The organism is Bradyrhizobium sp. USDA 4504 (assembly GCF_054063995.1).
The window spans coordinates 7,338,962-7,353,644 of the sequence record NZ_JBSSGV010000001.1 but is presented as its reverse complement, the minus strand read 5'-3'; the positions used below and the strand labels follow the sequence as shown (position 1 = coordinate 7,353,644).

Below are 14,683 nucleotides of genomic sequence, written 5' to 3'. Positions count from 1 at the left end.
AACCGAACGAGGTATTCACATGGCCGTTGGCAAGGTTTCTGACGCCGATTTCGAAGCCGAAGTGCTCAAGGCGACCGGGCCGGTGGTCGTCGACTTCTGGGCCGAGTGGTGCGGCCCCTGCCGCATGATCGCGCCCGCTCTCGATGAGATTTCCGGCGCGATGGGCGACAAGGTCAAGATCGTGAAGCTCAACGTCGACGAGAGCCCGAAGACGGCGTCGAAGTATGGCGTGATGTCGATCCCGACCCTGATGATCTTCAAGGGCGGCGAGATGGCGTCCCGTCAGGTCGGCGCCGCGCCGAAGGCCAAGCTGCAGCAGTGGATCACCGCTGCGGTCTGATCCCGCTTCTTCTGATTAATAAATTCGTGCACGGCCGGCGGATTCGCCGGCCGTTTGCGTTGGGACCGTGTGTGTTGCGTTTGAAGGTCCCGGCACTTGCCCTCCCCGCGTCAAAAGCCCGCTTCCAGGTCCACGCCGCTCGTCGCGATGGAGGCGCGCTCGGTCGATGCCATCCCGCGCGGGAAGGAGTGGCAGTACGAACCCAAGTGGGACGGCTTCCGCTGCCTGCTGAAACGCGAAGGCCGCAAAGTCGACCTGCGCTCGAAATCCGGCGAAGATCTCGGCCGCTATTTCCCGGAGCTGGTCGCCGCGGCGCTGAGCGTGAAGGCAACGTCATTCGTGCTCGACGGCGAGATCGTGGTGCCGCACGGCCGAACGTTCTCCTTTGACGATCTCCTGCAGCGCATCCACCCTGCCGCCAGCCGGGTGACGCGGCTGGCACAGGAAACGCCCGCCTTGTTTCTGGCGTTCGATCTCTTGGCCTCGCCAACCAGGAAGAAGCTTTCCGGCCAGCCCTTGAGCGAACGACGACCGCAGCTCGAGACGTTCGCCAGGTCGCAATTGAAATCCAATTCCAGCGTTCGGTTGTCTCCCGCGACGACAAGCTACGCGCTTGCCGGGAAATGGCTGGCGCGATCCGGCGGCGGCTTCGACGGCGTGATCGCCAAGCGCCTGGACCTGCCATATCAGGCCGGCAATCGCGACGGCATGCAGAAGATCAAAAGGTTCAGGAGCGCCGACTGTGTGGTCGGCGGCTTTCGCTACGCCACCAACAGGACCGGCGGCCGCCAAGTGGTCGGCTCGCTGCTGCTCGGCCTCTATGACGACGACGGCTTGTTGCATCATGTCGGCTTCACCTCCGCAATCAGGCAACAGGACAAGGCGGCGCTCACCGACCGTCTCGAGCCGTTGATTGCAAAGCCCGGCTTTACCGGGAATGCGCCGGGCGGCCCGAGCCGGTGGTCGACCGAGCGCTCGGCGCAATGGTGTCCGCTGAAGCCGAAGCTCGTGATCGAGGTCTGCTACGACCATTTCAGTGGCGATCGTTTCCGCCACGGCACCTCGATCCTGCGCTGGCGTCCGGACAAGGCGCCGAAGCAATGCTCGTTCGAGCAACTGAAGCAGAAGGCGGCCGACCCGATGAAGCTGTTGAGGGGATAACGGCACTGCCGTTGCGGTGCAGCGAATTGGAACCCGGACAGGCAGTCCATGTTGAGGGATCAAATGGCCCTCAGGAGGGACCCATGTCGAACCCCAGATCAACCGCGCAGGTCGCGGGACATCCTATCCATCCGATGCTTATTCCATTTCCAGTCGTATGCTTTGTTTTGACCTTCGTTGCCGATCTCGCTTTCTGGAAGACGGGCACTGACTTCTGGGCCAGCGCCTCGCTCTGGCTGCTTGGCATCGGCTTGATCATGGCCGCGCTCGCCGCCATCGCCGGCGTGATCGATCTCCTCGGAGACGATCAGGTCCGCAATCTTTCCGATGCATGGCAGCACGCCGGCGGCAATGTCATCGCGGTGCTGATCGCGCTCTACAACTGGTATTTGCGCTTCGAGCACGGCGCATCCGCCATCGTGCCGACCGGTCTCGCGCTATCGTTCATCGTGGTCCTGATCCTGCTGTTCACCGGCTGGAAGGGCTGGGAGATGGTCTATCGCGAGCATGTCGGCGTCTCGGATGAGGCGCATATCCATTAGGCAAGTCAGCGAATCCATCCCGTCGCCAGCGCCGAGGCGAGTTCGGCCTGGCCGTGCTGCCGCGCCAGCGCCGCCATTGCTGCGTGGTCGTAGGGGATGTGGCGGAAGGTTACGTCCCAGCCACCATCGACCTGTTCGAGGATCGCATAGCGCGCATCGGGCGAACCGGCCTCGACGACATGCGGATGCGGCTTGCCGGCGCGATAGCCGGGCGAGCCGACGCTGCCGGGATTGACGATCAGCCGGCCGTCGCGAAGTCGCATGGCGCGCGCGGTATGCGTGTGTGCGCAGAGGATCAGCGATTGCGGCACGCCGGCCGCTCTCGCCTCGATCGCTTCCAGCGGGGACATGCAGACTTCGCCGCCCGGCAGCACCGTCTCGAGCCAGTAGGTCTCGTCATTCTGGGGCGTTGCATGACAGAGGAAAACTTCGTCGCGATAGATCGAATTCGCCGGCAGCGTGCGCAGCCAGTCGAGATGCCGCGGCTCGAGCTGGGTATAGGTCAGCCGCTCCCAGGAGCCCATTTTCTCATGCGGGCGGTCGATCAGGTAGCGGTCGTGATTGCCGAGCAGATGGACCGCATCGAGCGCCATCAGCGTATCGATGGTGGGGCGGGCGTCGAGCGGCCCGCTCACCATGTCGCCGAGGTCGACGATGTCGGAAATGCCCTGCGCGCGGATGTCCGACAGTACGGCTTCGAGCGCGAGATGGTTGCCGTGGATGTCGGCGATCGCAGCAAAACGCATGATGCTCGTCCTCCCTCATGCGCACCGCATCCGGGACGCGTCACCTGTTATGCAGGAGGCGTGCCGTTGGCCGCAAGCACGGGACCGGCCAGATACAGCGAGCCCGTGATCAGGATGCGCGGCGGCACCTCGTAGGCCAGCGCAGCAAGCCGCCGCAAGGCGGCGTCGACGCCATCAGCGATCTCGACCCGCATGCCGAGCGCTCGCGCGGCGTCAGCCAGTCTGTCCGGCGCCATGCCGTTGTCGCGGCCGGGCACCGGGACCGCGATGATGTGGCGGGTCAGTCCGGCGAAATTGGCGAGGAATGCGTCGGCATCCTTGTTGGCCATCATCCCGACGATCACCACCAGCGGCCGCGACACGCGCTCCTCGAGATCGCCGAGCGCCGCGGCCGCGACGCGCCCGCCCTCGGCATTGTGTCCGCCGTCGAGCCAGACCTCGGAGCCCTGCGGCCCCTGGCCGACCAGCGCGCCGGAAACCAGCCGCTGCATTCGCGCCGGCCATTCCGCGTTGACGATGCCGGCTTCAAAGGCCGCGATGTTGAGCTTGAATGCGTCGATCGCGCGCAGGGTCGCGATCGCAAGGCCCGCATTGTCGAACTGGTGCCGGCCAAACAGTTTTGGCGCGGCGAGATCCAGCAGGCCGCGCTCGTCCTGATAGACCAGCCGGCCGCGCTCGACGCCGACATGCCATTGCTGGCCGGCCGCATGCAGCGGCGCGCGCATGCGGTTCGCCTGCGCCTCAATCACGGCCATCGCATCCGGCGCCTGCTCGGCACACACCACCGGCACCTTGCGCTTGATGATCGCAGCCTTCTCGCCGGCGATTGCCGTCAGATTGTCGCCGAGGAATTCCATGTGGTCCATGCTGACCGGCGTGATCACCGAGGCGAGCGGCGCCTCGACCACATTGGTCGAATCGAGCCGGCCGCCGAGCCCGACCTCGAGCAATGCGACGTCGGCCGGATGCTTGGCGAACAGGCAGAACGCCACCGCCGTTTCCATCTCGAAGATGGTGATGGGACTATCGGCGTTGATGCGCTCGCAGTGCTCGAACGTCTCGCGCAGCTCTTCGTCGCCGACCAGCTTGCCGCCGCCGACGGCGCCCAGCCGGTAGCATTCGTTGATCCGCACCAGATAGGGCGAGGTGAAGACGTGCACGCGCAGGCCGGCGGCTTCGAGAATCGCGCGCAGATAGGCGATGGTCGAGCCCTTGCCGTTGGTGCCGGCGACATGGATCACCGGCGGCAGCTTGCGCTCGGGATGATCGAGCCGCTCCATCAGGCCGCGCATGCGATCGAGGCTGAGATCGATGCGCTTGGGATGCAGCGCCGATATCCGCGCGATCAACGCCTCGAACGAGGCTTGCGGTGAGGTGGCGCTTGCGGTCACGCGTGCGGCGCGGCCGGCACCGTCTCAGGCGCCGTGACGATCTGGGCCGGCTCGGTGACCGCGGCCTTGGGCTTCGATGCGGATTCAAGCGCCGGCGCCTTGGTCAGCAGGCGGCACAGCCGCGCCAGCGTGGCCTTCATGTCGTGGCGGTGCACCACCATGTCGACCATGCCGTGCTCGCGCAGATATTCGGCGCGCTGAAAGCCGTCCGGCAGCTTCTCGCGGATGGTCTGCTCGATCACGCGCGCGCCGGCAAAGCCGATCAGCGCACCGGGCTCGGCGATCTGGATGTCGCCGAGCATCGCATAGGACGCGGTGACACCGCCGGTGGTCGGATTGGTCAGCACCACGATGTAGGGCTGGCGCGCCTCGCGCAGCATCTGCACGCCGACGGTGGTGCGCGGCATCTGCATCAGCGACAAGATGCCTTCCTGCATCCGCGCGCCGCCGGATGCGGCGAACACGATGAAGGGCGACTTCTTCTCGACCGCGAGTTCGAGCCCGCGCACCATGGCTTCACCGGCGGCCATGCCGAGCGAGCCGCCCATGAAATCGAAATCCTGCACGGCGACCACGACGCCGGCACCTTCTAACTTGCCGTAGCCGACCTTGATCGCGTCGTTCAGCCCGGTCTTGGTGCGGGCGTCCTTGATGCGGTCGACATATTTGCGCTCGTCGCGGAATTTCAGCGGATCCGCCGTCACCTCGGGCAGCGCGACGTCGAACCAGGTCTCGTTGTCGAAAATCGACTTCAGCCGCGCCACCGCGCCCATGCGCATGTGGTAGTTCGAGCCGGGGATCACGAACTGGTTGGCCTCGACGTCCTTGTAGAACACGAGCTGCCCGGAATCCGGGCACTTGATCCAGAGGTTTTCCGGCGTCTCGCGCCGCAGGATGTTGCGGATCTTCGGCCGGACGACGTTGGTGAGCCAATTCATGGTTCGCTCCGAAATGCGGATCGGTTCCGCACCAGCTGGATATATGGCGGGCCGGGCGAGCCCGGCAAGCCGCCATCGGCGGCCTTGTTGCCGCAAAATGTGGCTTATTCAGCGGCCTGCTTGGCGCCCCGGACCCCCTGCGCCAGCGCCGACACCAGGTCCGCCACCGCGCTCACCGTCTTCGGCGTCGCACGGCCCTCGGCATCGAGATTGGCACGCACCACATCGACGATCGCGGTGCCGACCACCGCGCCGTTGGCGTTCTCGGCGATCGCGCGCGCCGTCTCCGGGGTGCGGATGCCGAAGCCGACGCAGACCGGCAGCTTGGTGTGCCGCTTGATGCGGGCCACGGCCTCCGCGACCACCTTCGAATCGGCCGTCGCGGCGCCGGTGATGCCGGTGATCGAGACGTAATAGACAAAGCCCGAGGTGTTGGCGAGCACCGCCGGCAGCCGCTTGTCGTCGGTGGTCGGCGTCGCCAGCCGGATGAAGTTCAGCCCGGCCTTCATCGCGGGGATGCAGAGCTCGGTATCTTCCTCCGGCGGCAGGTCGACGATGATCAGGCCGTCGACGCCGGCGGTCTTGGCGTCGGCCAGGAAGCGGTCGACGCCGTAGATGTAGATCGGATTATAGTAGCCCATCAGCACGATCGGCGTGGCGTTGTCCTCCTTGCGGAAGTCGCGGACCATCGCCAGCGTCTTGCGCAGCGTCATGCCGCCCTTGAGCGCGCGCAGACCGGCGGCCTGGATCGACGGGCCATCGGCCATCGGGTCGGTGAAGGGCATGCCGATCTCGATGACATCGGCGCCGGCCTTCGGCAGCGCCTTGAGGATGTCGAGCGAGGTCTTGGCGTCGGGATCGCCGGCCATCACGAAGGTGACGAAAGCGGAGCGGCCCTGCTGCTTCAGCTCGGAGAAACGTGCGTCGATACGGGTGGTCACTTCTTCCTCGCCTTCAAGATGTCGCCGACCTGCGGCACGTCCTTGTCGCCGCGGCCCGAGAGGTTGACCACCATCAGGTGATCCTTCGGTCGCTGCGGTGCGAGCTCGGACAGTTTCGCGATGGCGTGCGCCGATTCCAGCGCGGGGATGATGCCCTCGAGCCGCGACAGCAGCTGGAATGCGGCCAGCGCCTCCTCGTCGGTCGCCGAGAGATATTTCACGCGGCCGGTCTCGTGCAGCCAGGCGTGCTCCGGGCCGATGCCGGGATAATCGAGGCCGGCCGAGATCGAATGCGCTTCCTCGATCTGGCCGTCGGCGTCCATCAAGAGATAGGTGCGGTTGCCATGCAGCACGCCGGGACGGCCGCCGGCCAGCGAAGCGGCATGCAGCTGCGTCAGTCCGTGACCGGCAGCCTCGACGCCGAAAATCTCGATCAAGGGATCGTCGAGGAACGGATGGAACAGGCCCATCGCATTGGAGCCGCCGCCGATGCAGGCGATCAGCGAATCCGGCAGGCGGCCCTCGGCCTCCTGCATCTGCTTGCGTGTCTCGTGGCCGATGATCGACTGGAAGTCGCGCACCATCATCGGATAGGGGTGCGGACCCGCCACCGTGCCGATGCAATAGAAGGTGTTGTGCACGTTGGTGACCCAATCGCGCAGCGCGTCGTTCATCGCGTCCTTCAGCGTGCGCGCGCCCGACTGCACCGGGACGACCTTGGCGCCCAGCATCTCCATGCGGATCACGTTCGGCTGCTGCCGCTCGACGTCGACCGCGCCCATATAGACCACGCATCCGAGCCCGAACCGCGCGCACAGCGTCGCCGTCGCCACGCCATGCTGGCCGGCGCCGGTCTCGGCGATGATGCGCTTCTTGCCCATGCGGCGCGCGACCATGATCTGGCCGAGCACATTGTTGACCTTGTGCGAACCGGTGTGGTTGAGCTCCTCGCGCTTCAGATAGATCTTGGCGCCGCCGAGATGCTCGGTGAGCCGCTCGGCGAAATAGAGCGGCGAGGGCCGGCCGACATAATCCTTCAGATAGACATTCATCTCGGCCTGGAACGCCGGATCGGCCTTGGCGTCGGCATAGGCTTTTTCGAGATCGAGGATCAGCGGCATCAGCGTTTCCGCAACGAAGCGTCCGCCGAAAATGCCGAAATGCCCGCGCTCGTCGGGACCGCTGCGGAAGGAATTGGGCAGGTTTGGATTCATCGAACCATCAGTTCTTCTTGCCGGCTTGCGGCGCTGTTTCCGTTCCCTCGCCCCGCTCTTGCGGGGAGAGGGCTGGGGTGAGGGGTTTCTCCAATTGCTCGATCATCGTTGCAGCGCCCCTCACCCGCCCGCGCGTTGCGCGGTCGACCTCTCCCCGTGAACGGGGAGAGGTGAAGAAGGCTGGATTGCGCGCGCGGCGCGGATGAAGGCGCGGATCAATTCGGGATCCTTGACACCGGGCATGCGCTCGACGCCCGACGAGACATCGACGCCGCCGGCGCGCGTGACGCGGACGGCTTCAGTGACGTTGTCGGCGTTGAGCCCGCCGGAGACCATGTAGGGCAGCGCAAGATCGAGATTTTCCAGCACGTGCCAATCGAAGGGCGCGCCGAGGCCACCCGGCCGCGTGGCATCCTTCGGCGCGCGGGCATCGAACAGGATGCGATCGGCGACACCGGCATAACCCGGCAGCGGCGCAAGGTCGGCCGACGTCTCGACCGGCAGCGCCTTCATCAGCGGCAGGCCGAACTTCGCCTTGATGTCGCGCAGCCGCGCCGTGGTCTCCTTGCCATGCAATTGCAGGATATCCGGCCGCAGCGTCTCGACGATGTTTTCCAGGATCGCATCGTCGGCATCGACGGTGAGGGCGACCTTGACGGCGCGGCCCTTGGCGCGGCTGCCAAGCTCGCGCGCGGTCTCGAGGCTGATGTGACGCGGCGACGGCGGAAAGAATACGAACCCCACCATATCGGCACCGCCTTCAAGCGCGACGTCGAGCGTCTCGCGCGTGGACAGGCCGCAGATTTTGACGAGCAGGGGCATGGTCTCGAAACAGGTCTCAAAACGGGTTGTCGGGCGACCGGAACCGGGGTGAACCCTGGTCCGGTGGGGCGGGTTCTACAACGTCGCGCCCTGCTTGTCTCGCCCGGCGGCCCCGTAAAAGCCGAGTTGCGCCGGGGCCGAACGGCGCTGCGCGTCGTCCCGGGAGGCGGCGGCCTTGAGGTCGGCGAGCTCGGCGCGGACATGGCGGGCGTCAGCCTCGTGCTGCCGGGCCGCGCGGCGCCAGCGCCCTTGCTTGAACCAGGTTCCGATGCCGCCCGCGAGCACGCCCAGGATCGCGGAGGCGATGATGACGACGAACAACGGCAGCGTGACCGCAACCGTCGGGGTCACCGAATTGAAGGGATCAAACGACACCGTCACCCAGTGACGGTTAGCGACTGCAAAAATGATGAAGATCAGACCGAGCGGAACGACGACCACTGCCGTGAAGAACTTTCGCATGACCATCTCTCGCAGCGATGGAGCAAATGCGGGCATATCGCCCGCAACACGGCAACGCCTGACGTCGCGCCTTAAGCATCAGCCTTGGGCGCATCGACCTTGGCGGCGCCCGCCTCGGTCACGTCGCGGTTGAGGCGCTCGCGCATTTCCTTGCCGGTCTTGAAGAACGGCACGCTCTTCTGGTCGACCGGCACATGCTCGCCGGTGCGTGGATTGCGGCCGGCGCGCGCCGGGCGGTGCTTCACCGAGAATGCGCCAAAACCGCGCAACTCGACACGGTCGCCACGTGCCAGCGCTGCGACGATTTCATCGAGAATCGCATTCACAATGTTCTCGACATCCCGCTGATAGAGGTGCGGGTTGTGCTCGGCGATACGCTGAACAAGTTCGGATTTGATCATCGAAAGTGGGATCCGGGCTCTTGCGGAAACCCATTTCCGTGAAAATGCCGTGCACTGTCAAGACGCTAAATCGATTTAGGGCGTCGTGAAATCACGTGACAAATAGCCCAATTGGGGCATGCGGCGATTCCCGCAAAGCGGGAATAGCCTGACGAGCACGCCTTTGGCAGCCGATCAGTTGGTTCCAGCCGGGCTCCACAGCGCCAGCATGCCGTCAAGCCCGAACCGGTCGACCGCCTCGGCCACGCCGCCCTGCTCGATCCGCCGCGCGATCGCGCCAAGACCGAACGCATCGAGCGTCACGGACGCCGCCGTGCGCAGGAAGGTCAGGTCGCCGAACCGCGGATTAAGCTTGTAATTGCGCACCGGCAGGTCGCTTTTGACCTTCTTCTCGGCAACCAGCCAGGCGATCGCGGTCTTCTCGTCCCCCAGCTGATCGACCAGCTTGAGATCGACCGCCTGCCGGCCGGTGAAGACGCGACCGTCCGCGACCTTCTCCAGCAGGTCATCGTCCATGCCGCGCCGTTGCTTCACCAATCCACGGAACCATGCATAGGAGTCCTTGACGAGACCGTCGATCGCGGCGCGGGCCTCCGGGCTGGTGGGTTCGAAGCCGTTGGGCGCGGCCTTCAGCGGGGAAGATTTAATCTCCTCCATCTTCACGCCGACAGTCTTGAGCAACTCCGAAACGTTCGGATACTGGAACAGAACGCCGATCGAGCCGACCAGCGAGGTCTGCTGGGCGACGATATGATCGGAGGCGATCGCCGTGATGTAGCCGCCCGAGGCGGCCAATCCCTCGACCACGACGACAAGCGGCTTCTTCGCCTTCAGCTGCATCAGCGAGTCGTAAAGCTGCTCGGAGCCCGCGGTGGTGCCGCCGGGCGAATTGATGTGCACGACAACAGCCGCATAGCTCGACTTGCCGAGCCGCTCCAGCGCCTCGACGCGATCCTGGTCGCTGCGGATCAGTCCGTCGATATTGACCCGCGCGATCGTGTTCGATGTCGAAAAGGTGCCGCGTCCGCCGGCGGCGACCACGCCCACGCCGACGATGGCCGCGATCGCAATGACCGCGGCGGCGACGCGCCAAAAGGTCAGTTTGCGCCTGATGCGGCGACGATCGACGATCACGTCCGAATCCAGCGACATCCGATCTCTCCAGAAATGGTCAGCGCAATCCGCGCGTTTTGCAGTCGCAGCGTCACTATCAGCTTAGCCAAATACATCAATTGCGACGCAATATGAAGAAAACAAGGCCCGGTATTCGGAGGCACTCGTAGCCCGGGTGCACGTGCGCTTCATCCCAGCCGCGCCCTAACCTCCCCTTGAAAAGGGGAGGTCGCTTTGCTCGCCAGAGCAAAGCGGGTGGGGATCTGCTCTCTCCGCAAACAGCATCGCCTGCGGCTGACCCCCATCCCGACCTTCCCCCTTTCAGGGGGAAGGGGAAGACAAATCCGTAGCCCGGATGAAGCGAAGCGTAATCCGGGAGGCTTCAGCAGCACGGATAGAAAGTCCCGGATTTCGCTTCGCTTCATCCGGGCTACGGATGCCCCAAAGCAAAGGGCCCCGGCTTGCGCCGGGGCCCCGATTGTTCGCCTCAAATCGCGCGAACGCTTACTTGTCGGTGCCGCGGTTCTTCAGCGCGGTGCCGAGGATATCGCCAAGCGTCGCACCCGAATCGGAGGAGCCGTACTGCGCGATGGCTTCCTTCTCTTCGGCGACTTCCAGCGCCTTGATCGAGACCTGCACCTTGCGGGCCTTCTTGTCGAACTGGATGACGCGGGCATCGACCTTCTCGCCGACGGCGAAGCGCTCGGCGCGCTGGTCGTTGCGGTCGCGGGCCAGCTCGGACCGCTTGATGAAGGTGGTGAACTCGGTGCCCGAAATCCGGACCTCGATGCCGCTCTCCTTCACTTCGAGCACTTCGCAGGTCACGACCGCGCCCTTCTTGACGTCGCCCGGCTCGGCGAAGGGGTCGCCTTCGAGCTGCTTGACGCCGAGCGAGATGCGCTCCTTCTCGACATCGACATCGAGCACCACGGCCTTGACCATGTCGCCCTTCTTGAAGTTGTCGATGACCTGCTCGCCCGGAAGCTTCCAGTCGAGGTCGGAGAGGTGGACCATGCCGTCGACATCGCCCTCGAGACCGAGGAACAGACCGAACTCGGTCTTGTTCTTGACCTCACCCTCGACCACCGAACCGACCGGGAACTTCTCGACGAAGACTTCCCAGGGATTGCGCATGGTCTGCTTGAGACCGAGCGAGATGCGGCGCTTGACCGAATCCACTTCCAGCACCTGCACTTCGACTTCCTGCGAGGTCGAAACGATCTTGCCGGGGTGCATGTTCTTCTTGGTCCACGACATCTCGGAGACGTGGATCAGGCCTTCGATGCCCGGCTCGAGCTCGACGAACGCGCCGTAGTCGGTGATGTTGGTGACGCGGCCGGTGAAGCGGGCACCCAGCGGGTACTTGCCTTCGATGCCCTGCCACGGATCATCCAAGAGCTGCTTCATGCCGAGCGAGATGCGGTGCGTCTCGTGGTTGATCTTGATGATCTTGACCTTGACGGTCTGGCCGATGGTCAGCACCTCGGTCGGGTGGTTGACGCGGCGCCAGGCGATATCGGTCACGTGCAGCAGGCCGTCGATGCCGCCGAGATCAACGAACGCACCGTAATCGGTGATGTTCTTGACCACGCCGTCGATCACCTGACCCTCTTCGAGGTTCTGCACCAGCTCCTGGCGCTGCTCGGCGCGGGTCTCTTCGAGAACCGTGCGGCGCGACACCACGATGTTGCCGCGGCGGCGGTCCATCTTGAGGATCTGGAACGGCTGCGAATTGTTCATCAGCGGCGCAACGTCGCGGATCGGACGAATGTCGACCTGCGAGCGCGGCAGGAAGGCCACCGCACCGTCGAGGTCGACCGTGAAGCCGCCCTTTACCTGGTTGAAGATGACGCCGTTGACCTTTTCGTTGTTCTGGAACGCCTTCTCGAGCTTGCCCCAGCTTTCCTCGCGGCGCGCCTTGTCGCGCGACAGCACGGCTTCGCCGAGCGCATTCTCGATACGGTCGAGGAACACCTCGACTTCGTCACCGACCTTGAGATCGCTTTCACGGCCGGGGCCGGCGAACTCACGCAGCGCAACGCGACCTTCGGTCTTCAGGCCGACGTCGATGACGGCCATGTCCTTCTCAATTGCAACCACCTTGCCCTTGATGACCGAGCTTTCCTGCAAATTGCCGCCGGCAAAGGACTCATCAAGCATCGCCGCGAAGTCATCGCGGGTGGGAGTATAGGAAGACGCAGAATTCGAAACCATTTGTTCTCCAGATGCGGGATCTCGCCGGCCGTTCGGGTTGATGGGCGCACCGTGCGTGAAGTGTCGGGGTTCCGCAAACCCTGACGACCGCTCATTGCAGGAGGTGCAACAGCGGGCCGGCAGCAAGACTGCACGTTCGGTACGTATGATTGATCCGGAGCCTGAAACGAAAATATCGACTGCAAGACCTGGGAGCGGGCGTTCCTCCAGATGCGGCGTTGGTTTCGTTTGAGGAATAGCTCAAACCCATCGCCGGCCCGCTCAGACACGGCCTCGACATCGTCGATGCTGCTCCGAACGGCGCTGATATAGCCCTGCATGCGACTTTCGGCAAGCAGGAAATGCCCAATTTTGCTGGGTTTTCGGGCCGAGAGCGCCGCGGCGGCCCGCGATTCTAGCGCCTGGCGCGCGCCGCCTCGACGATGGCGATGGCGGCGCGGACGCCGGCCTCAATGTCCAGATTTGAATTGTCCAGCGTGTGGGCGTCCGGAGCCGGCCGCAGAGGCGCAATCGCCCGGTTCTTGTCTCGCTCGTCGCGCTTGAGGATGTCGGCGAGCACCGCCTCTTCGTCGGCGTCCTCGCCGCGGGCGCGCGCCTCCAGCGTGCGCCGCCGTGCCCGCACGCGGGGGTCGGCGACCACGAAGATCTTCACGTCGGCATCCGGGCAGATCACAGTGCCGATGTCGCGTCCATCCAGCACCGCACCGGGCGGATCGGCGGCGAACTGGCGCTGGAAGTTCACCAGCACCTCGCGAACCTGCGGAATCGCCGACACCACGGAGGCGGCATCGCCGACCTTCTGGGTCTTCAGGATCGGATTGCCGAACTTTTCGGGGTCGAGCTCGAGCGCCGCGGCCACGGCCAGCACCTCGTTGCTGAGCTCGGCACCAGCTTGAATCATCGCATAGGCCACCGCACGGTAGATCACGCCGGTGTCGAGATGACGATAGCCGTAGTGGTGGGCGAGCCGCTTGCCGAGCGTGCCCTTGCCCGAGGCGGCGGGTCCGTCGATGGCGATGATCATGCGAAATCAGCTCCGAGCGCGCGCATCATCGGGATGAAATCCGGAAAACTGGTGGCGATGAAGGCGGTATCGTCGATTTTCACCGGCCGATCGGAGGCGCAGCCCATCACGAGCGCCGACATCGCGATGCGGTGATCCATATGCGTGGCAACGAGGCCGCCGCCTGGAACATGGCCGCGGCCCTCGACGATCAGATCGTCGCCGGAGACCTCGACCTTGACGCCGTTGACCCGCAGCATGTCGGCGGTGGCTTCAAGGCGGTCGGATTCCTTGACGCGCAGCTCCTGCAGGCCGCGCATGGTCGTGGTGCCCTCGGCGAAGGCGGCCGCGACCGCCAGCACCAGATACTCGTCGATCATCGACGGCGCGCGCTCCGGCGGCACTTCGACACCCTTCAGCTTCGAGGCGCGCACACGCAGCTGCGCCATCGGCTCGCCGGCATCGCCGCGCACATCGCTCTCCTCGATCGAGGCGCCCATCTCGCGCAGCGTGGTGAACAGGCCGGTGCGCAGCGGATTGGTCATCACGTCTGAGAACACGACATCGGACCCTTCGACGATCAGTGCGGCCACGATCGGGAATGACGCGGAGGACGGATCGGCGGGCACCACGACGTTGGCGCCGTGCAGCTCGGGCTCGCCGTGCAGCGAGATTCGCCTGCCGTGGCTGCCTTCCTGCTCGGAGGAGATCTCGGCGCCGAAATGCTTCAGCATCAGCTCGGTGTGGTCGCGGCTTGCCTCCTGCTCGATCACCGTCGTGATGCCGGGCGCGGAGAGCCCCGCCAGCAACACCGCGGACTTGATCTGGGCCGAGGCGACCGGCGTCTTGTAGACGATCGGCACCGGATAGCGGGCGCCGTGCAGGGTGAGCGGCAGCCGGCCGCCCTCCCTTATGTCGCTGGTTCGGGCGCCCATCAGCTCCAGCGGGTCGAGGATGCGGCGCATCGGCCGCGAGCGCAGCGAGGCGTCGCCGTCGAAAATGGCGGCGATCGGGCAACCGGCCACCGCGCCCATCACCAGCCGGCAGCCGGTGCCGGAGTTGCCGAAATCGAGCGGCGCGGCAGGCTGGGCGAAGCCGCCGACCCCGACGCCGGACACCGACCAGGTAAACGGCGCCGACCGCTCCACTTTGGCGCCGAGCGCGCGCATGGATTTGGCGGTATTGAGGACGTCCTCGCCCTCCAGGAGGCCGGAAATGCGGGTTTCGCCGACCGAAAGCGCCCCCAGGATCAGGGCGCGGTGGGAAATCGATTTGTCGCCGGGAACGCGGACCGTGCCGGCCAGGGGGCCGCACGCGCGCGATTCCAGCGAGGTCGGGGTGTCAGAATGGGCCAAGATTGTGTCCTCTCGCGTCGCGGCAGGTATCACATAGGCA

At 65.1% G+C, this 14,683-nt stretch carries 15 protein-coding genes; 3 read left to right on the top strand and 12 right to left on the bottom strand.

What is annotated here, in order from left to right; genetic code table 11:
• Positions 1–19 precede the first annotated feature (19 nt).
• From trxA to ACVMB1_RS34505, 3 genes are all read left to right on the top strand, one after another.
• A complete protein-coding gene (gene trxA / locus ACVMB1_RS34515; RefSeq protein ID WP_016847387.1) occupies positions 20–340 on the top strand; it encodes a thioredoxin in 321 nt (106 codons plus the stop codon).
• 96 nt (positions 341–436) lie between these two features.
• Positions 437–1,501 carry an ATP-dependent DNA ligase gene (locus tag ACVMB1_RS34510; protein WP_283805983.1) on the top strand — a complete coding sequence of 355 codons (1,065 nt, stop codon included), beginning with the start codon at positions 437–439 and terminating at the stop codon, positions 1,499–1,501.
• An 83-nt stretch (positions 1,502–1,584) separates the two neighbouring features.
• Complete coding sequence (locus ACVMB1_RS34505) at positions 1,585–2,043, top strand: DUF2231 domain-containing protein (RefSeq protein WP_076833804.1); 459 nt, start codon at positions 1,585–1,587, stop codon at positions 2,041–2,043.
• Between the two features lie 5 nt (positions 2,044–2,048).
• Here the strand turns inward: ACVMB1_RS34505 and ACVMB1_RS34500 are convergent, their stop codons facing one another.
• The 12 genes from ACVMB1_RS34500 to aroA form a co-directional block, all read right to left on the bottom strand.
• Positions 2,049–2,789, bottom strand: coding sequence for a metallophosphoesterase family protein (locus tag ACVMB1_RS34500; protein WP_076833802.1), 741 nt, complete (start codon positions 2,787–2,789; stop codon positions 2,049–2,051).
• Between the two features lie 47 nt (positions 2,790–2,836).
• The gene (locus ACVMB1_RS34495) at positions 2,837–4,081 is read right to left on the bottom strand and encodes a bifunctional folylpolyglutamate synthase/dihydrofolate synthase (RefSeq protein ID WP_244558984.1); all 1,245 of its coding nucleotides are present in this window, start codon (positions 4,079–4,081) and stop codon (positions 2,837–2,839) included.
• Between the two features lie 95 nt (positions 4,082–4,176).
• On the bottom strand, positions 4,177–5,118 hold the full coding sequence (gene accD / locus ACVMB1_RS34490; RefSeq protein ID WP_076833798.1) for an acetyl-CoA carboxylase, carboxyltransferase subunit beta: 942 nt from the start codon (positions 5,116–5,118) through the stop codon (positions 4,177–4,179).
• A gap of 104 nt (positions 5,119–5,222) precedes the next feature.
• Positions 5,223–6,059, bottom strand: coding sequence for a tryptophan synthase subunit alpha (gene trpA, locus ACVMB1_RS34485; protein WP_076833796.1), 837 nt, complete (start codon positions 6,057–6,059; stop codon positions 5,223–5,225).
• Positions 6,056–7,273, bottom strand: coding sequence for a tryptophan synthase subunit beta (trpB, locus tag ACVMB1_RS34480; protein ID WP_076833794.1), 1,218 nt, complete (start codon positions 7,271–7,273; stop codon positions 6,056–6,058). Before trpB ends, trpA begins: the two co-directional genes overlap by 4 nt.
• 120 nt (positions 7,274–7,393) lie before the next feature.
• Positions 7,394–8,095 (bottom strand): phosphoribosylanthranilate isomerase, encoded by a 702-nt coding sequence (locus ACVMB1_RS34475; RefSeq protein ID WP_057020412.1) that lies wholly within the window; start codon positions 8,093–8,095, stop codon positions 7,394–7,396.
• Positions 8,096–8,170: 75 nt separating this feature from the next.
• Positions 8,171–8,557: a LapA family protein gene (locus ACVMB1_RS34470; RefSeq protein WP_057020442.1), complete on the bottom strand. Its 387-nt coding sequence runs from the start codon at positions 8,555–8,557 to the stop codon at positions 8,171–8,173.
• Positions 8,558–8,628: 71 nt separating this feature from the next.
• The gene (locus ACVMB1_RS34465; protein ID WP_016847379.1) at positions 8,629–8,958 is read right to left on the bottom strand and encodes an integration host factor subunit beta; all 330 of its coding nucleotides are present in this window, start codon (positions 8,956–8,958) and stop codon (positions 8,629–8,631) included.
• 174 nt (positions 8,959–9,132) lie between these two features.
• Positions 9,133–10,110: a signal peptide peptidase SppA gene (gene sppA / locus ACVMB1_RS34460; RefSeq protein ID WP_057020411.1), complete on the bottom strand. Its 978-nt coding sequence runs from the start codon at positions 10,108–10,110 to the stop codon at positions 9,133–9,135.
• Between the two features lie 465 nt (positions 10,111–10,575).
• Positions 10,576–12,285: a 30S ribosomal protein S1 gene (gene rpsA / locus ACVMB1_RS34455; protein WP_028337539.1), complete on the bottom strand. Its 1,710-nt coding sequence runs from the start codon at positions 12,283–12,285 to the stop codon at positions 10,576–10,578.
• Positions 12,286–12,679: 394 nt separating this feature from the next.
• A complete protein-coding gene (cmk, locus tag ACVMB1_RS34450) occupies positions 12,680–13,309 on the bottom strand; it encodes a (d)CMP kinase (protein WP_057020410.1) in 630 nt (209 codons plus the stop codon).
• On the bottom strand, positions 13,306–14,643 hold the full coding sequence (gene aroA / locus ACVMB1_RS34445; RefSeq protein ID WP_057020409.1) for a 3-phosphoshikimate 1-carboxyvinyltransferase: 1,338 nt from the start codon (positions 14,641–14,643) through the stop codon (positions 13,306–13,308). The genes cmk and aroA overlap by 4 nt, the downstream gene beginning before the upstream one ends.
• Between the last annotated feature and the right edge of the window lie 40 nt (positions 14,644–14,683).